Source organism: Pseudomonas sp. BB438, from assembly GCF_057180225.1.
This window is the reverse complement of the sequence record NZ_CM170001.1, coordinates 1,647,298-1,667,440: the sequence shown is the minus strand read 5'-3', so window position 1 is coordinate 1,667,440 and position 20,143 is coordinate 1,647,298. Positions and strand designations below refer to the sequence as shown.

Here is a 20,143-nt window from a genome sequence, read left to right as displayed (position 1 = left end):
GATTCTCCAGCCCGCAGCGCGCTCCTTCTGACTCTGACAAGCGAATGGCGGAAACTGCTTCCGCAATCGACGCGTCCGACGTCGATGCCCCTTGAGTATGAACGCTGTGGTGACTTTCTGATGACAGCCTGAAAAGAAAAACCCCGCCAGGTTGGCGGGGCTTCCGGGCCATCAATGATGGCTTATTGATGGCACCGGAGACTCAGCGCTCGCGCAGTGCCTCGCGCGCCTTGTTCAGCGGCTTCAACAGGTAGTCCAGGATGGTCTTGTTACCGGTGTGGATATCCACCGTGGCGATCATCCCCGGGACGATGTCGAAGCGCTTGCCGTCCTTGTTGGTCAGGTGATCGACGTCGGTGCGGATGAATACCCGGTAATAGAAGACCTCACGCTTTACCTCGTCCTGGATGGTGTCGGGAGAGATGGTAGTGACCTTGCCGTGCAGGCCACCGTAGATCGAATAGTCGTAGGCGGTGATTTTCACCGTGGCGTCCAGTCCGGGACGGATGAAGGCGACGTCGCGCGGTGAGATATGCGCCTCGACCAGCAGCTTCTCATCGACCGGGACGATCTCCATCAGCTTGCCGTCTTGCGGCACGACGCCGCCGACCGTGGTGACCGCGATGTCCTTGACAATGCCGCGCACCGGGGAGGTGAAAGTGGTGCGGTGCAGAGCGTCCGAGCGGCCCCGGGTGACCGAACTTTGTGCCTCGATCTCGGCATTGGCCCTGGCCAGGTCCTCACGGGCCTTGACCACGTACTGGGTCTGCAGCTCGGTGGCCTTGCGCTCGAGCTCGTTGGCCTGGCGCCGCAGGCGCAGCACTTCCACGTCGCTGGCGGCACCACGTGCGACCAGCGGCTGGGTCATCGCCAACTCACGGCGTACCAGGCCGAGAGCGTCATTAATACCCGCCAGGTTCTTCGCCAGGCTGTCCTTGCGCGAGTGGTAAAGCGCCGTCTCGCTGCTGACCAGGTCGGGGAAGGCCTGGACATCGTCGGGGAAACTCAGCGGTGAGCCGTTGACCTCGGCGTACAGCCGCGCGGCCTCGGCCTTGGCGGCGCGCATGCGCGAGGCGCTCTCCTCCACTGCCGATTCGCTGCGGGTGCGGTCGAGCTGGGCAAGGACCTGGCCGGCTTCGACCAGATCGCCCTCGTGGACATTGAGCGAGACGAGGATGCCGCCCTCGAGGGACTGGATGATCTGTTCGCGCGAGGATGGGACCACCTTCCCGCTGCCGGTGGAGACTTCGTCCAGGGAGAACAGGCTGGCCCACGCGGCGAAGGCGGCGAGCATGGCTGCGATCAGCCACACCACCAGACTGGAGCGCGGCAGTGGCGGCTCTGCCGGGGCGCCGCGCTGGTGCGCGCGAGGGGTGGAAACCGTGCTCTGCGGGACAGCCGGCGGAATATCCGCCCTGGCTACAGGGAGCTTGAGATCGGTCATTGGGTCAGCTCCTTGAGGACTTTGTCCTTGGGCCCGTCGAGCACGATGCGACCGTTATCGATGAGGATGATCCGATCGACCCATTTCAGGACAGGCATGCGGTGGGTGGCGACGATCAGAGTGCGCGGCGCCATCCATGGGCCCATGGCGTCGATCACCTGGCGCTCGGTCATCTCGTCGAAGTTGGCGGTCGGTTCATCAAGCAGCACGATGGACGGATTGCGGATCAGCGTGCGGGCCAGCAGTAGCGTCTGACGCTGGCCGCCTGACAGGCCCTGACCGCCTTCAAGGATCACCTCGTCGAGGCCGTCGGGCAGCGCCTGCACGAAGGACAGCGCCCCGGACAGGGACAGCGCCTGGGTGACCATGGCGTCGCTGGCCATCGGCGCGCCGAGCAGGATGTTCTCGCGGATGGTGCCGTAGAACAGCCTCGAGCTCTGCGGCAGCATGGCCATGTCGCGGCGGACGTCGGCAGTGTCGATCATCGCCAGGTCCAGGCCATCCAGCGAGACGCGACCTTCCTGCGGGCTGTGCATGCCCGAAAGCAGGTTGAGCAGGGTCGACTTGCCGGAGCCGATGCGGCCGAGGATGGCGATCTTCTCACCGGCGCGGATCTGCAGCTGCGGCACCATTAGCGCCGGGCGCTTGTCGTTGTCGCCGTAGCGGAAGCTCACACCGTCGAGCTGGTAATTGCCGTTGAGTGCCGCGCGGTGAACCCGGCGGGCACGTTCGGGTTGGTCCACCGGGCGGCTCATCAGTTCGTCCAGGCCCTTGCGGGCGACCTTGGCCGTCTGCCAGCGGGAGAACACCGAGGCCATCTGCGCCAGCGGCGAAATCATCCGCGAGGCGAGGATCGACGAGGCAACCAGGGCGCCGGTGGTCATATCGCCCTGCATCACCAGGTAGCTGCCCAGGGCCAGCACCAGGGCATAGACGATGCCCTGGACTTCCTGGGTCCAGCTCATCAGCAGGCTGGTGAGGAAGCGCTGGCGCATGCTGATGCCGGCGGACACATCGTTGACGTTGTTCCACTGGTTCTGGAAGCGCGCCTCGGCGCGCAGCAGCTTGATGTCCTCGATACCCTGAACCGCCTCCACCAGCATGGCGTTGCGCAGCGCCGATTCGCGCATGCCTTCGTTGGACAGGCGCTCCAGCGGCTTCTGAATCAGCAGCCCGGGGATCACCAGCAGTGGAATGGTGCCCAGGGCGACGAACATCAGCGGCCCACCGACCATCCACAGCACCACCAGGAACAGCAGGAAGAACGGCAGGTCGGCCAGTGCCCCGACGGTGGTCGAGGTGAACAGGTCGCGTACCTGATCGATCTCGCGCAACTGAGAGATGAAGGTACCGGTGGAGCGCGCGCGTGCCGAGTTGCGCAGGCGCAGCGCGCGGCCGAAGACCACGTCGGAGATGCGCAGGTCGGCGCGCTTGCCGACTGTGTCGGAGATATGGGTGCGCGAGACGCGCAGGCAGAACTCGAAGAAGATCGCCAGCATCACCCCGCCGAACAGCACCCAGAGGGTTGCCTCAGAGTTGGCCGGGACCACCCGGTCGTATACCTGCATGGAGAAGATCACCCCGGCCAGGGCCAGGACGTTGGCCACCAGCGAGGCGAGCATGACGTCGCCGTAGCGCTTCCAGTCGCGCAGGGCGATGCTCCAGAACCAGTTGCGCCGGTACGGGCGGATGTACTGGTCGACGCGCGCGTCGGGCACCGCCACCTGCGGCCGGAGGATCGCCACACGGCGCACCCGCTGGCGGAACTCGTCCACGCCGATGCGGGTTTCCAGGCCCTTGTCGCCACTGAACAATACGCCGAGGTTGCCCTCGCCGTCGATGGTCTGCACGACGCAGACGCTGCCGTCGTCGAACTCCGCTACCAGTGGCAGGCGCCAGGCGTCGAGCAGCTCGACCGAGAGTTTGCCGAAGCGCAGGGCGAGCCCCAGGCTCTTGGCCATGTGCAACAGCATCAGGTCGGCGGAAGCGCCCTGCTCCCAGGCCAGGGCGACGCGCGCGCCCTCCTCGGAGACACCGATGCCGTAGTGGCGGGCGACGGCGAGCATCGCATCCAGCCAGCGTGCGGATTGCGGAGCGAGGCTCATGGCAGCACCTCCATACCCTGAACGGTGGTGTAGTTCAGGCCATAGAACTCACGACCACGGCCCTGGGCGTCGACCAGGCCGACCTGGCCCAGCCAGAGGTCATGGCGCACCATTTCCTCGTCGGAGAGTGCCTGGTAGTACTCCTGCTCGGTGTTGAGCAGGTCAAGAATCGAGCGGGTGCCGAGCTTGTACTGCTCGCGGTACAGCTCGCGGGATTCGTCGAGGTTGCGCTTGCGGCTGCCGAGCACACCCAGGCGCGCGCGGTTGCCGATGATCTGTTCGCGCATGTTGCGCATCTGGTCGCTGGCCGACAGGCGCGCGTCTTCAATGCGTTGCCGCGCCGCTTCCAGGGCATTGGTGGCGGCGCGCACCTGGGCACGCAGGCCGCCGCCCTGGTAAAGCGTCGAGGTGAAGTTGAGGCTGATGCTGTTGTCGCTGCCGTGACGCTCATAGGTACTGGGGTTGTCGCCGCTCAGCGCCTTGGTGCTGGCGGCCTCGATACTCACAGTGGGCATGCGGTCGGCCTTGGCGACCCGCAACTGCGCCTCGGCGGTCTGGCGCTCGGCTTCGGCGGCCAGGACATCGGGCAGTATGCTGGTATCCAGGCGCCGCGCCAGGTCGACGCGGGCGGCCTGGTCGTCGGAGAGCGCGGCGATATCGCCGGAAACCGGGCCACCGACCAGGGTGCGCAGACGCTCCTGCGCCTGGTGGTACTGCGAGCGGATCTGCAACTGGCTGGCACGCGCCGCATCGACCCGGGCCAGTGCCTGGATTGGGTCGGAACGGCTGGTGACGCCAGCTCCAGCGCGGTCCTGAGTCATGGCATAGACACGCTCCATGGCACTCACTTGCTCATCGGCGATGCGCCCGAGCAGGCGGTAGCGGTGCAGGTCGATAGTCGCCTCGGCGGTCTGCCGGGAAATCAGGTCGATCTGTTTGAGGACCAGCGCCTGCTGCCGGCGCGATTGTGCCTCGGCACTATCGACGCTGCCGGCAACCTTGCCGAAGTCGTAGAGCAGTTGCGAGACCGACAGCGAGGCAGTCTGGCTGGTGCCGTTCTGGGTGGTATCACCTCGCCCCAGGCCCATTTTCACCTGGGGGTAATAGCCGGAGCGCGCCATGGCGATGCCGTCGCCCTGTTGTGCCAGGGTGGCGATGGCGTCGGCGATGGAAGGGTGGCGGTTGACGGCCATCTGTACGGCCTGGTTGAGGTCCAGCAGGCGCCGCGCCGCCGGCGCGTCGAGCTCCGGAGTCTGGCGCTGGCCACCGGTGCGTTCGATCAGTTGGCTGGGCGCCAGACTGCGCTGTTCGGGGCTGCTGGCACCGAACCAGCCATCATCGAGGACACTGGCGAGCGTTGCGGTGGAGAAACCGGCCAGGCAGAGCCAGGCCAGGGGTCCGAATTTCCAGGCGTTCACCGAGGGCCTCCCGGAGGCAATAGAGGCGCGCCGGAACGGTACTCCGTACACGTATTCGGGAAACTCATCCTGGAGTACCGGCGCGCGTTGGATACGCGACGTTCGTCTGCAGCACCCACAGAGGGCGTGGAGAGAAGGGCCCGCCAGCAGCCGCCGATGAAGGCTGAACTGGGAGCGCCCGCTGTAGAAGGAGGCCGCTCAGAACGGCCTGTTGCGAATCGTCCGGGCCATTATCCGAAGCCTGCGTCCTGGCAAGAATGAGACGTTTCCTAAACGACAAACGCCCAACCACCGGGAAGCGACGAGCGCTCCGGAGGTCAGGCAGAAGAGCCACGGCCTGTGACAAAGCCGAAGGGCGCCGGCCACGCAGCGCCCCTCGCCCCGGTCGTCAGACCACGTTGATGCCGTGCTGGATCAGCAGGTCCGCATTGGTGTTGCTCCCCATGCTCGCGTTGTGCCAAATGTCGTAATCGACGCCGTTCACGTTCTTGCTGCCGCTGACTTCCCAGCCGCCGGAACCGACCGTTTCGGCCAGGTCCACGGTGGAACTGCCATCGCCCTTGATCATCAGGTTGGGCACCTCGGCGCTGGTGGTGTCGACCTGCTTGAGCACGTCCGCCAGGCGCAGCGAGAGGGTATTGTTGCCGCTGCCTTCCTGGCTGCTGCCCAGGTCGAAGATCTCGAAGCCCTTGACCCGCGTGCCGTAGCTGGTGAGATCCAGCTGCAGGCCGGAGGCCTCGAACCTCAGGGTATCGATGCCCAGGCCACCGTCGACCCGGGTGAACGTCGTCCCGACCAGACCGATGGTGTCGTTGCCGGCACCGCCCATGGCCACGTCATGCTGCACGCTGGTATCGGTGGTACCAGTGGTGTCGGTCCCGATGCCGTGGATGATGTCGTTGCCCTGACCACCGCTGATGATGTCCACCCCGTTGTTGATGGCAGACGCTCCTGGGCTGGTGGTGCCAGCCCAGATTTCGTCGTCACCGACGGTGTAGCTGTGGGTCAGCAGCGCGATGGAACCGCTGTAGATGTTGTAGCCACCGGCGTTGGTAGCTCCGGTGTCGCTCTGCCAGACGCCGTAGCCATAATCGGCGATGCCGTCGCCATTCCAGTCGCCCATGGCCAGGCCAGTACCGGCATAGTCATTGGCGTTGACCCCGGTGTACTTCACCGCCAGCCCGGCCGCGACCAGCGCGTCCAGGTCGGTATTGGCGTCGAAGCTGCCGTCGGCGCGACCGTACACCAGGTACACCGCGCCACGGTTGGTGACGCCGTTGTCGTAGCCGGGCATGCCGATCAGGAAGTCGTCGATGCCGTCGCCATTGACGTCACCGCCAGAGCTGACGGCATAGCCAAGCTGGCCGTCCGCGGTGGTCGTCGAGCCGCTGATAGAGGTGCCGTTGCTGCTGCTGGAGATGATGAAACCATCGGTACCATTCAGGTTGCCCAGCTTGATGTCGGCCCAGGCTACTCCGCTTTCCTTGCCATAGATCACGTAGACCCGGCCCGGCGCAGTGGTGTCGGAAGCCGAATCGCCCCAGCCCGGCGAGCCGATGGCGAAGTCTTCGATGCCGTCGCCGTTGATATCACCGATGTTCTGGATAGAGGAGAATTCGGCGTACCACTGGCCGGCGTTCTGCGCTGTTCCACCCTGGTCATAGGTCGCCCCGCCGAGCCACTCACCGGTTTCCGAACCCACCAGGCGCACGCCCTGATCAGGCGTCAGGTTGGCCAAGTTGTAGCTGTTGCCCAGGCCATTGGCGCTACCCCAGATCAGGTAGGCGGTGCCGCTGTTGGACACCGTACTGCCGCTCAGCCCGTTGCCGCGCGGAGCAGTGACGATGTAGTCGGCGTAGCCATCGCCGTTGACGTCGCCGATGACCTTGATCACCGAACCGAGGTCGGAATCGGCGTCGGGCGCATAGGTTGTGCGCACGTTGGTCTGGTTCTCCACGCGTGAGCCCAGAGTGGACGAGGTGGCACCGGTGGCGTAGTAGAGGCCACCCGGATCGGTGTCGCTGGCGTAGTTGCGCAGCAGCAGGTTGCTCCACGCAGAGCTGCCCGCGTCGCCAGCGTGACCATAGAGCACTACGTACATGCCGTTGCCGCCGTTACCGTCGGCCGAGCCGATGATCAGGTCGGCGTAGCCGTCACCATTGATGTCGCCACCGCTGATGCTGTTGGCCGGCCACCCACCGGTGTTGTTGTTCTTGATCACAAAGCCATTGGCGGTGGCACCGTTCTCCAGGCTCTGCAGATCAAGGGTGCTGAGGGTGTTGCCCTCGCGACCGAAGATCACATAGGCGCGGTCGTTCAACGTACCGGTGATGGCAAAGTCGTCATAGCCGTCGCCGTTGATGTCGCCGAGGTTGGTGACCAACTGCCCCTGGATTCCGACATCGCCACCGGTGCCGGTGACACCACTCTGCTTGATGCGGAAGCCCTGGTCTGGCGTCAGATTGTCGATATTGCTTAACGACGGCAGACCGTTGGCGCTGCCGTAGAGCACATAGATATCCGACTGGTAGGCCGCGGTGGAGCCATAGATGTCATGCGGCGCGGAGACCACGAAGTCCTCGTAGCCGTCGCCGTTGAAGTCACCGATGGACGACATCGACAGGCCGAGGCCGTCGGCGGTCTGGGTGCTGGAAGCCACCGACGGCGTGCCGGCCACGTCAATGACCAGCCTGGCATCGGCATTGTTGTCGAGCAGGCCGACCTGCGAGCGGTTACCCGCCTCGTCCACCAGCACCGCCTTCAGGTTGTAGCTGCCATCGAACATCGACGGCAGCGTCACGTTGAAGGTGCCGCCGGTACCGTTCATCGTCAGCGTCAGGTCCTGGGCGTAGATGACATCGCCCTCGCCATAGACGCCGTCGCCGTTCTTGTCGTCGAACAGCATCACGGTGATCTTGCCCGCCGCGGCAGCCGCAGCGTCCGCTGCGGAGAGACCGGCGACGGTGCCGGTGAAGCTCGGCGTCATCACGCTGGTCTTGTTGTCGGTGGTGCTGCTGCCGTTGTCGCTGGCAGTATCCAGGTCGAGCACGAAGCTGGTGAAGGTCGGCGCCTGGGTATCGATGCTCAGGTCGTGCTGGGCGCTCTGGCCGATGTTACCGGCGTCGTCCACCACCCGCACAACCACGGTGTAGCTACCGTCGGCGATCACCTTGCCGGTGTTGTCGAAGCGCCAGTCGGTGCCGTTGACCTCGGCACGCTGCCAGGTCTGGCCGCCATCCAGGCTGATTTCCACGCCTTCGCCGTCGCCGAGCGCAACGCCCAGCTTGCCGGAGAACACCAAGGTGTTGTCGTTGGTGATGAAGTCATTGCCCTGGGCGCCGTTGTCATCGCTGATGGCGTCGAGGGTAATGGTCTTGTCGGCGCTCGGTCCGTCGGTATCGATCTGCACGTTATGGCTGGCGCTGTTGCCGACGTTGCCGGCATCGTCGACCACCCGTACCTGCACGTCGTACACCGCGTCACCCAGTACCTTGCCGGTATTGTCGAAGCTCCAGTCGGTGCCGTTGACCTCGACGCGCTGCCAGGTCTGGCCACCATCGAGGCTGATTTCCACACCCTCGTCGGCCGCCAGGTTCTGGCTCAGTTGGCCGTGGAACAACAGCGTGTCGTCGTTGGTGACGAAGTCGTCGCCGAGGTAGCCGTTGTCGTCGCTGATGCCATCGAAGGTGATGGTGAGGCTGGCGGACGGTCCCTGGGTATCGATCTGCACTGCCTGACTGTCGGCCAGGCTGACGTTGCCTTCGCTGCCGACCACGCGGGCCATGAACACATAGTCGCCATCGCCCATCGTGGTGCCGCTGTTGTCGAAGACGTAGGTACCGTTGCCCTGGTCGACGGCGTCGTGCCAGTTCTGGCCGCCATCGATGGAGATCTGCACCTTGTCGCCAGCGTTGAGCTGGCCGTCCACGGTGGCGCTGACTACCAGGGTGTTGTCGTTGGTGATGAAGTCGCCGCTGTTCAGGCCGTTGTCTTCGGAGATGCCGCTGACAGTCGCCAGCGCGTAGTGCGCACTGCCGCTGACGCTGCTGTTATGGGCGGCGTCAGTGGTCACGGCGCTGACCTCACCGCTGCCCTGGGCTCCAACGCTGGTGACGCTGTAGGTGCCCGCAGCGCTGGCGGTGACGATCTGCTGCGTACCATCAGGGAAGGTCACGGTGACGCTGCTGCCGGCTTCGGCGTTGCCGCTGACCACCAAGGTGCCGTCGGCATTGGCGTTGACCAGCACGCTGGGCGCCAGCGGCGCGGTGCTGTCGGCGTAGTCCGCGGAGGCGGATGCGCCGGTGTTGCCGGCCGCGTCGGTGGCAGCGGCGCTGACTTCGCCAGTGCTCTGCGGGATGTGGGTAGTAACGCTGTAATTGCCGTCGGAACCGGCAATAGCCGTACCGGTAGTGCCGCTGGGGAAGGTCACGGTGACGGTACTGCCCGCCTCTGCCACCCCCGTCACCGTCAGGCCACCATCGGCGTTGACTGTGATGTTCACGCTCGGCGCACCCGGTGCGGTGGTGTCGGTGAATTCGGCCGTCGCTGCCGGGCCGGCGTTACCCGCCAGGTCGGTAGCGCTGGCGCTGACTTCGCCGCTGGGCTGGCCAACCGGCGAGGTGACGCTGAAGCGACCATCGGTCCCGGCAGTCACCGATCCGCTGGTGCCATCCGGATAGGTCACGGTGACGCTGCTGCCTGCTTCGGCGCTGCCGCTGACGGTAACGCTGCCATCGGTATTGTTCACCAGCGGATCGAGTACCGGCGCTTGCGGCAGGCTGGTATCCGTGTAGGTAGCGGTGGTGGCCGAGCCGTTGTTGCCGGCGGCGTCGGTTGCCAGTGCACTGACTTCACCCGTGGTCTGCGGCACGTGGGTGGTGACGCTGTAGCTGCCGTCGGTGCCGGCGACTGCCGTGCCGGTAGTCCCATCCGGGAAGGTCACGGTGACGGTACTGCCCGCCTCTGCCGTACCCGTTACGGTCAGGCCGCCATCGACGTTCGCCGTGACATTGACGCTCGGAGCATCCGGCGCTGTGGTGTCGGTGAAGGTGGCGCTGGCCGACGGACCATCGTTGCCGGCGGCATCGCTGGCGCTGGCACTGACCTCACCGCTGGGCTGGCCGACCGGCGAGGTGACGCTGAAGCGACCATCGGAACCGGCAGTGACCGATCCGCTGGTGCCATCCGGGTAGGTGACGATGACGCTGCTACCCGCTTCGGCAGTGCCGCTGACGGTGACGCTGCCATCGGCATTGTTCACCAGCGGATCGAGTACCGGCGCCAGGGGCGCGGTGTTGTCGGTATAGGTCTCGGCTGTCGACGCACCGGTATTGCCGGCGGCATCGGCGGCCGATGCGCTGACCTCTCCACTGGTCTGCGGAACCGTGGTGGTCACGCTGTAGCTGCCGTCGGAACCGGCGGTTGCGGTGCCGGTGCTGCCATCCGGGAAGGTTACGGTGACGGTGCTGCCCGCCTCCGCCGCACCACTCACGGTCAGGCCGCCATCGGCATTGGCCGTGACGTTCACGCTCGGCGCCAGCGGCGCACCAGTGTCAGTGTAGTCCGCGGTGGCCGCGTCACCGGTATTGCCGGCGGCATCGGTGGCCGTCGCGCTGACTTCACCGCTGGTTTGCGGAACCGTCGTGGCGACGCTGTAGCTGCCATCGGTGCCGGCAGTCGCGGTGCCGCTGCTGCCATCCGGGAAGGTCACGGTGACGGTGCTGCCCGCCTCCGCCGTACCCGTCACGGTCAGGCTGCCATCGACGTTGGCGCTGACATTCACGCTCGGCGCCTGCGGGGCGCCGGTATCGGTGTAGTCCACCGTGGCGGCGTCGCCGATATTGCCGGCCGCATCGGTCGCGGTCGCACTGACTTCACCGCTGGTTTGCGGAACCGTCGTGGTAACGCTGTAGCTGCCATCGGAACCGGCGGTTGCGGTGCCGCTGGTGCCATCCGGGAAGGTCACGGTGACGGTGCTGCCTGCTTCCGCCGTGCCCGTCACGGTCAGGCCGCCATCGGCGTTGGCACTGACGTTCACGCTCGGCGACTGCGGCGCACCGGTGTCGGTGTAGTCCACCGTAGCGGCGTCCCCGGTATTGCCGGCGCGGTCGGTCGCCATGGCGCTGACTTCACCCGTGGTCTGCGGCACTGTGGTGGTGACGCTATAGGCACCGTCGCTGCCTGCGGTCGTGGTGGTGGTGTTGCCATCCGGGAAGGTCACGGTGACGGTGCTGCCCGCCTCCGCACTACCGCTGACGGTCAGGCCGCCGTCGGCATTGGCGCTGACGTTGACGCTCGGCGCGTCCGGTGCGGTGGTGTCGGCGAACTCGCCGGTGGCCGACGGGCCGGTATTGCCGGCCTCGTCGGTGGCCTTGGCGGTCACGTCGCCGGTGGGCTGCCCCGCCGGCGAGGTGATGCTGAAGGCGCCATCGCTGCCCGCGACCACGGAGCCGGTCGTGCCGTCCGGGAAGGTCACAGTCACGGTGCTGCCCGCTTCGGCGCTGCCGGTCAGGGTGACGCTGCCATCGTCGTTGGTTACCAGCGGATCCAGTTCCGGTGCCAGGGGCGCGGTGCTGTCGGTGTAGGACTCGACCGTCGAGGCGCCGGCATTGCCAGCGGCATCAGTGGCGCTTGCGCTGACGTCGCCGCTGGTTTGCGGGACGTGAGTGATGACGCTGTAGCTGCCATCGGTGCCCGCGGTCGCCGTGCCGGTGCTGCCATCCGGGAAGGTCACGGTGACGGTGCTACCCGCCTCTGCCGTGCCCGTCACGGTCAGGCCGCCGTCGGCATTGGCGCTGACATTCAGGCTCGGTGCCAGCGGCGCGGCGCTGTCGGTGTAGTCCACGGTGGCGGCGGCGCCGGTGTTGCCGGCGGCATCGGTGGCGCTGGCGCTGACTTCACCGGTGGTTTGCGGAGTCGTGGTGGTGACGCTGTAGCTGCCGTCGCTGCCGACCGTGGCCGTCGCGGTGCTGCCATCGGGGAAGGTCACGGTCACGCTGCTGCCCGGTTCGGCGCTGCCGGCAACCGTCAGGCCGCCGTCGGCATTCGCCGTCACGTTCACATTCGGTGCTTGCGGGCCCTGGGTGTCGGTATAGCTCTCTACCGTGGGCGCGCCGGCATTGCCTGCGGCATCGGTGGCGCTGGCGCTGACGTCGCCGCTGGTCTGCGGCACGTGGGTGGTGACTTCGTAGAGGCCGTCGCTGTCAGCGGTCACCGAGGCAGTCGAGCCGTCCGGGAAGGTCACGGTGACGGTGCTACCCGCCTCCGCGCTGCCGCTGACGGTCAAGCCGCCGTCGTCGTTAGCGCTGGCCGTCACGCTCGGCGATTGCGGAGCGGCAGTGTCGGTGTAGCCCACAGTGGTGCTGTCGCCCACGTTGCCAGCCGCGTCACTGGCGCTGGCGGTCACGTCGCCGCTGGTCTGCGGCACGTTGGTGGTGATGCTAAAGCTGCCATCGCTGCCCGCCGTGACGGTGTCGGTGGAACCATCGGGGAAGGTCACGGTAACGGTCGAGCCCGCTTCGGCACTGCCGGTTACCGTCAGGCCACCGTCGATATTGGCGGTGACGTTGACGCTCGGCGCTTCCGGCGCAGTGGTGTCGGCATATTCCTCGGTCACCGAAGCGCCGGTGTTACCCGCTACGTCGGTGGCGTTGACACTGATTTCGCCGGTGGGCTGATCTTCCGGCGAGGTGATCGACCAGGAGCCGTCCTCCCCCGCTACCACGGAACCGGTGGTGCCGTCCGGGTAGGTCACGGTGACGGTGCTGCCCGGCTCCGCGCTGCCGCCCACAGTAATGCTGCCGTCTTCGTTGGTGACGACAGGATCGAGGACCGGCGCTTGCGGCGCAGTGCTGTCGGTGTAGGTCTGGGTAGTGGCATCTCCCGTGTTGCCTGCTGTGTCGGTGGCGGTCGCGCTGACCTCACCGCTGGTCTGCGGCACCTGGGTGGTGATGCTGTAGCTGCCATCGCCACCCGCCGTGGCGGTCGCGGTGCTGCCGTCCGGGAAGGTCACGGTGACGGTGCTACCCGCCTCCGCACTGCCGCTGACGGTCAAGCCACCGTCGGCATTGGCCGTGACGGTGACGCTCGGCGCGTCCGGTGCGGTGGTATCGGCAAACTCGCCGGTGACCGATGGGCCGGTGTTGCCCGCTTCGTCGGTGGCCTTGGCGGTGACGTCGCCACTGGGCTGGCCGGCGGGGGACGTGAGGGTGAAGCTGCCATCTTCACCGGCTACTACGCTGCCGGTGGTTCCGTCCGGGTAGGTAACGGTAACCGTACTGCCCGGCTCGGCCGAGCCGCCGATGGTGACACTGCCATCCTCGTTGGTCACCAGCGGGTCGAGGAGCGGCGCCAGCGGAGCGGTGCTGTCGGTGTAGCTCTGCGCAGTGGCGTCGCCCGTATTGCCGGCGGCGTCGGTGGCGGTCGCACTGACCTCACCGGTAGTCTGCGGAACCGTGGTGGTCACGCTGTAGCGGCCATCGGAACCCGCAGTCGCGGTGCCAGTGCTGCCATCCGGGAAGGTCACGGTGACGGTGCTGCCCGCCTCGGCACTGCCGCTGACGGTCAAGCCGCCATCGGCGTTCGCCGTGACAGTCACGCTCGGGGCGTCCGGCGCGGTGGTGTCGGTGTAGCTCTCGGTCACCGAGTCGCCGATGTTGCCGGCTTCATCGGTGGCATTGACGCTGATTTCACCGGTGGGCTGGTTCTCCGGCGAGGTGATGCTGAAGCTGCCGTCCTCGCCCGCAACGACACTGCCGGTGCTGCCGTCGGGATAGGTCACGTTGACCGTGCTACCCGGCTCTGCCGAACCACCGAGGGTGATGCTGCCGTCTTCGTTGGTGACGATCGGATCAAGTACCGGCGCTTGCGGCGCCGTGCTGTCGGTGTAGTTCTGAGTCGTGGCATCGCCGGTGTTGCCAGCGGCGTCAGTCGCAGTGGCGCTGACCTCGCCGCTGGTCTGCGGCACATGGGTGGTGACGCTGTAGCTGCCATCGGAGCCGGCGGTTGCCGTACCGGTGGCCCCATCCGGGAAGGTCACCGTCACGCTGCTGCCGGCTTCCGCCGTGCCGGTCACGGTCAGGCCGCCGTCGGCATTGGCCGTGACATTCACGCTCGGTGCATCCGGCGCGGTAGCGTCGGCATAGCTCTTGGTCGCCGAGGGGCCGGTATTTCCGGCCTCGTCGGTAGCATTGACGCTGACTTCGCCGCTGGGTTGGTTCTCCGGCGAGGTGGTCGACCAGGAGCCATCTTCACCTGCCACCACGGAGCCGGTGCTGCCGTCGGGATAGGTGACGGTCACCGTGCTGCCCGGCTCTGCCGAGCCGCCGAGGGTGATGCTGCCGTCCTCATTGGTCACGATCGGATCAAGTACCGGCGCTTGCGGCGCGGTGCTGTCGGTGTAGGTCTGGGAAGTGGCATCACCAGTATTGCCGGCGACGTCGGTCGCGGTCGCGCTGACCTCGCCGGTGGTCTGTGGTACGTGGGTGGTGACGCTGTACTCGCCGTTCCCTGCCGCCGTGGCGGTGGTGCTGGAACCATCCGGGAAGGTCACGGTGACGGTGCTGCCCGCCTCGGCACTGCCGCTGACGGTCAAGCCGCCATCGGCGTTCGCCGTGACAGTCACGCTTGGGGCGTCCGGCGCGGTGGTGTCGGTGTAGCTCTCGGTCACCGAGTCGCCGATGTTGCCGGCTTCATCGGTGGCATTGACGCTGATTTCACCGGTGGGCTGGTTCTCCGGCGAGGTGATGCTGAAGCTGCCGTCCTCGCCCGCAACGACACTGCCGGTGCTGCCATCGGGATAGGTCACGTTGACCGTGCTACCCGGCTCTGCCGAACCACCGAGGGTGATGCTGCCGTCTTCGTTGGTGACGATCGGATCAAGTACCGGCGCTTGCGGCGCCGTGCTGTCGGTGTAGTTCTGAGTCGTGGCATCGCCGGTGTTGCCAGCGGCGTCAGTCGCAGTGGCGCTGACCTCGCCGCTGGTCTGCGGCACATGGGTGGTGACGCTGTAGCTGCCATCGGAGCCGGCGGTTGCCGTACCGGTGGCCCCATCCGGGAAGGTCACCGTCACGCTGCTGCCGGCTTCCGCCGTGCCGGTCACGGTCAGGCCGCCGTCGGCATTGGCCGTGACATTCACGCTCGGTGCATCCGGCGCGGTAGCGTCGGCATAGCTCTCGGTCGCCGAGGGGCCGGTATTTCCGGCCTCGTCGGTAGCATTGACGCTGACTTCGCCGCTGGGTTGGTTCTCCGGCGAGGTGGTCGACCAGGAGCCATCTTCACCTGCCACCACGGAGCCGGTGCTGCCGTCGGGATAGGTGACGGTCACCGTGCTGCCCGGCTCTGCCGAGCCGCCGAGGGTGATGCTGCCGTCCTCATTGGTCACGATCGGATCAAGTACCGGCGCTTGCGGCGCGGTGCTGTCGGTGTAGGTCTGGGAAGTGGCATCACCAGTATTGCCGGCGACGTCGGTCGCGGTCGCGCTGACCTCGCCGGTGGTCTGTGGTACGTGGGTGGTGACGCTGTACTCGCCGTTCCCTGCCGCCGTGGCGGTGGTGCTGGAACCATCCGGGAAGGTCACGGTGACGGTGCTGCCCGCCTCGGCAATACCGCTGACGGTCAGGCCGCCATCGGCATTGGCGGTGACGGTGACGCTCGGCGCCTCCGGCGCGGTGGTGTCGGCAAATTCGCCAGTGGCGGACGGGCCGGTGTTGCCAGCCTCATCGGTGGCGCTGGCCGTCACATCGCCGCTGGGTTGGCCAGCCGGGGACGTGAGGGTGAAGCTGCCGTCCTCGTCGGCCACCACGGCCCCTGTGCTGCCATCGGGATAGGTCACGTTGACCGTGCTACCCGGCTCGGCCGAACCGCTGACCGTGATGCTGCCGTCGGCATTGCTCTGCAGCGGGTCCAGGGCCGGTGCTTGCGGCGCGGTGTCGTCGACATAGGCGAGGGAGGCCGAGTCGCCGGTATTGCCGGCTGCGTCGGTGGCGGTGGCGCTGACCTCACCACTGGTTTGCGGGACGTGGGTAGTAACTTCGTAGTGACCATCGCTGCCCGCAGTGGCAGTGGCGGTCGAGCCGTCCGGGAAGGTCACGGTGACGGTGCTGCCCACCTCCGCCGTGCCGCTCACGCTCAGGCCGCCATCGGCGTTGGCCGTGACGTTGACACTTGGGGCCTCTGGTGCGGTGGTATCGGCGTAGTTCTCGGTCACCGAAGCACCGGTATTGCCGGCTTCGTCGGTGGCATTGACGCTGATCTCGCCGGTGGGTTGGTTCTCCGGCGAGGTGAGGGTGAAGCTGCCGTCCCCACCGGCTACCACGGAACCGGTGCTTCCGTCCGGGTAGGTCACAGTGACGGTGCTGCCCGGTTCGGCGCTGCCGCCGACAGTGATGCTGCCGTCTTCGTTGGTGACGATCGGGTCGAGCACAGGCGCTTGCGGTGCGGTGCCGTCGGTGTAGGTGACGCTGGTCGAGTCACCGCTATTGCCGGCGGCGTCGGTCGCACTGGCGCTGACATCACCGCTGGTCTGCGGCACATTCGTGGTGACGCTGTAGCTGCCATCGATACCGGCGGTTACCGTGTCGGTGCTGCCATCGGGGAAGGTCACGGTAACGGTGCTGCTCGCTTCCGCCGTACCCGTCACGGTCAGGCCGCCATCGGCATTGGCGGTGACGGTGACGCTCGGCGCTTCCGGCGCAGTGGTGTCGGTGAAGCTTTCGCTGACCGACGGGCCGGTGTTGCCGGCCTCATCGGTGGCATTGACGCTGATTTCGCCGGTGGGCTGGTTTTCCGGCGAGGTGATCGACCAGGAGCCGTCTTCACCGACGACTACGTTGCCAGTACTGCCATCCGGGTAGGTCACGGTGACGATGCTGCCCGGTTCGGCGCTGCCGCCGACGGTGATGCTGCCGTCCTCGTTGGTGACGATCGGGTCCAGAACCGGCGCCTCTGGAGCCGTGCTGTCGGTGTAGCTCTGGGTCGTGGCATTGCCGGTGTTGCCGGCGGCGTCGGAGGCGGTGGCGCTGACCTCACCGCTGGTCTGCGGCACGTTCGTGGTGACGCTGTAGCTGCCATCGCCACCCGCCGTGGCAGTGCCGGTGGAGCCATCCGGGAAGGCCACGGTCACGGTGGTGCCCGGCTCGGCGCTGCCGCTCACGGTCAGGCCGCCATCGGTATTGGCCGCGACATTCACGCTCGGGGCGTCCGGCGCGGTGGTGTCGGTGTAATTCTCGGTCACCGAAGCGCCGGTATTGCCGGCCTCGTCGGTGGCGTTGACGCTGATCTCGCCGCTGGGCTGGTTCTCCGGCGAGGTGAGGCTGAAGCTGCCGTCTTCGCCCGCCACCACGGAACCTGTGCTGCCATCCGGGTAGGTGACGGTGACGGTGCTGCCTGGCTCGGCGCTGCCGCCGATTGTGATGCTGCCGTTTTCGTTGGTGACGACGGGATCGAGTACCGGAGCTTCGGGAGCAGAGCTGTCGGTATAGGCGAAGGTGGTCGAGTCGCCGGTGTTACCGGCTGCGTCGGTCGCGGCGGCGCTGACCTCACCGCTGGTCTGCGGTACGTGGGTGGTGATTTCGTAGCTGCCGTCGCTGCCGGCGGTGGCCGTGGCCGTCGAGCCATCCGGGAAAGTCACGGTAACGGTCGAGCCCGCTTCGGCACTGCCGGTTACGGTCAGGCCACCGTCGATATTGGCGGTGACGTTGACGCTCGGCGCTTCCGGCGCAGTGGTGTCGGCATAGTCCTCGGTCACCGAAGCGCCGGTATTACCCGCCTCGTCGGTGGCGTTGACACTGATTTCGCCGGTGGGCTGATCTTCCGGCGAGGTGATCGACCAGGAGCCGTCTTCACCGACGACTACGTGGTCGGTGCTGCCATCCGGGTAAGTGACGGTCACCGTGCTGCCTGGCTCGGCGCTGCCGCCAACGGTAATGCTTCCGTCTTCGTTGGTAACGACAGGATCAAGTACCGGAGCTTCGGGAGCAGTGCTGTCGGTATAGGCGAAGGTGGTCGAGTCGCCGGTGTTACCGGCTGCGTCGGTCGCGGCGGCGCTGACCTCACCGCTGGTCTGCGGTACGTGGGTGGTGATTGCGTAGCTGCCGTCGCTGCCGGCGGTGGCCATGGCGGTCGAGCCATCCGGGAAGGTCACAGTGACGGTCGAGCCCGCTTCGGCGCTGCCGGTGACAGTCAGGCCGCCATCGGCGTTGGCGATGACGTTGACGCTCGGCGCTTCCGGCGCGGTGGTATCGGTATAGCTCTCGGTCGCCGAGGCGCCGGTATTGCCGGCTTCGTCGGTGGCGTTGACGCTGATTTCGCCAGTGGGCTGGTTCTCGGGCGAGGTGAAGGTGAATCGGCCATCGTCACCCACGACCACGGAGCCGGTGGAGCCATCCGGATAGGTCACGGTGACGGTGCTGCCCGGCTCGGCGCTGCCGCCAACGCTAATGCTGCCATCTTCGTTGGTGATGATCGGCCCCAGCACGGGCGCATCGGGCGCGGTGCTGTCAGCGAAGTTGTCGGTAGCGGCCGGGCCGGTGTTGCCGTCCAGGTCGGTCGCAGCCGCGCTGACCTCACCGTTGGGCTGCGGACTGACGGAGGTCACCGCGAAGGCGCCGTTCGCATCGGCGACCGTGGTACCGGTAGAGCCGTCCGGGAAGGTCACGGTGACGGTGCAGCCGGGCTCGGCGTTGCCGCAGACGGTGACGGAACCATCTTCCAGGGCAATCAGCGGATCGAGCAGCGGCGCATCCGGCGGGGTGCTATCGACATATGCCAGGTTGCCGGGCTCGCCGGTGTTGCCGTAGACGTCGGTAGCGGTGGCGCTGACTTCGCCACTGGCCTGGGGCACATGGGTAGTGATGCTGTACTGGCCGTTGTCGTCAGCCATGACATTACCCACCGAGCCGTCCGGGAAGGTGACGGTGACGATGCTGCCGGCTTCGGCACTGCCACTGATGGTGAGGCCGCCATCGGTGTTCTCGGTGACACTGATGCTCGGCGCGGCCGGCGGTGTGGTATCGACATAGGGCAACTGGGTACCGGGGCTGGTGTTTCCGGCGTCGTCGGTGGCACTGGCGGTCAGTTCGCCCGAGGGCTGGTCGGGCGGAGAGGTCAGGCTGTAGCCGCCATCTTCGCCGACGACGACACTGCCGGTGCTGCCATCCGGGTAAGTCACGGTCACGGTGCTACCCGGCTCGGCGTTACCGCTGACAGTCACGCTGCCATCGGCGTTGGTAGCGACCTCGATGCTGGGTGCGCTCGGCGCAGTGGTGTCGGTGTAGTCGACATGGGCGTCGCTGCTGTTGCCCTTGCCATCTTCGACGTGAATGTCCACGCCGCCGCTGGTCTGCGGCGAAGAGGTGGAAGCCTGGTAGCGACCGTTGGCATCGGCCACCACGGTCGTGCTGGAACCGTCTGGGAAGGTCACGGTAACGCTGGCGCCAGGGCTGGTGGTGCCACTGACGACAAGGCCGCCCGCCTCGCCTGCCTGCAGTTCGGCAGTAGGAGCCTTGAGCCCGCTGCTGCCGTGATGACCGCCGCCGCCACTATTGGACGCCGCAACACCGCCTGCGACAAGGGCCAGGCCGCCCAGCACCCAGGGCAGCGCCCCCTGATCGCCACCTTCTGCTACCAACAGAGATTCCACCGAGTCGACTTCGTTGTAACTGGCGAAGACCGAGCCTTCGTCGTTCACCTCGGCAACCCAGTAATGTCCGTCACCGCTGTCGAGTACCAGATCGCTGTTCGGCTCGCCGGCTGCCCCGAAGAACCCGTGGATGACGATGGTCTCGCCGTCCAGGGTCTTGATCACCAAGGCATTGCCTTCGCGGGTGATGCTGAGGACCTGCTCCTTGCTCAAGGCCAGCTTCACGACTGAGGGCGCGCGGAGGGTCAGGTCAGCCTGGTTGATCTGGGTGGCCGCGTGGGTCGCCTTATCGATTACAACGATTGTTTTAGCCATGGTGGGCCTCGGAACTCGGCAGTCAGGGGAACGCTGCGGCAGGGCCTTCGCCATTCCCGGTCACAAGGGCGGCCGCAAGCCGACAGGCTTGCGGACCTTCTTCAACCACGGGGTTCGTTGACTCATCTCTGCGACCGGCAAGCGCTGGCCAGCTGATCGGGGGAGGCGTGGGTGCTATTGGCGTTGAGTCGAGGGGCCGATGGGACTTTCCGTAGTCCGCGCT

At 66.6% G+C, this 20,143-nt stretch carries 4 protein-coding genes; all 4 read right to left on the bottom strand.

Annotation, left to right across the window (positions count from 1 at the left end; genetic code table 11):
• Positions 1–202: 202 nt before the first annotated feature.
• Entirely contained in the window at positions 203–1,444 is a 1,242-nt protein-coding gene (locus AC1ZV1_RS07705) for an HlyD family type I secretion periplasmic adaptor subunit (protein ID WP_484296182.1), read from the bottom strand.
• Entirely contained in the window at positions 1,441–3,549 is a 2,109-nt protein-coding gene (locus AC1ZV1_RS07700) for a type I secretion system permease/ATPase (RefSeq protein ID WP_484296181.1), read from the bottom strand. The genes AC1ZV1_RS07705 and AC1ZV1_RS07700 overlap by 4 nt, the downstream gene beginning before the upstream one ends.
• Positions 3,546–4,967: a TolC family outer membrane protein gene (locus tag AC1ZV1_RS07695; RefSeq protein WP_138520727.1), complete on the bottom strand. Its 1,422-nt coding sequence runs from the start codon at positions 4,965–4,967 to the stop codon at positions 3,546–3,548. The genes AC1ZV1_RS07700 and AC1ZV1_RS07695 overlap by 4 nt, the downstream gene beginning before the upstream one ends.
• Positions 4,968–5,355: 388 nt before the next feature.
• Positions 5,356–19,920 (bottom strand): Ig-like domain-containing protein, encoded by a 14,565-nt coding sequence (locus AC1ZV1_RS07690; protein ID WP_484296180.1) that lies wholly within the window; start codon positions 19,918–19,920, stop codon positions 5,356–5,358.
• Positions 19,921–20,143 lie beyond the last annotated feature (223 nt).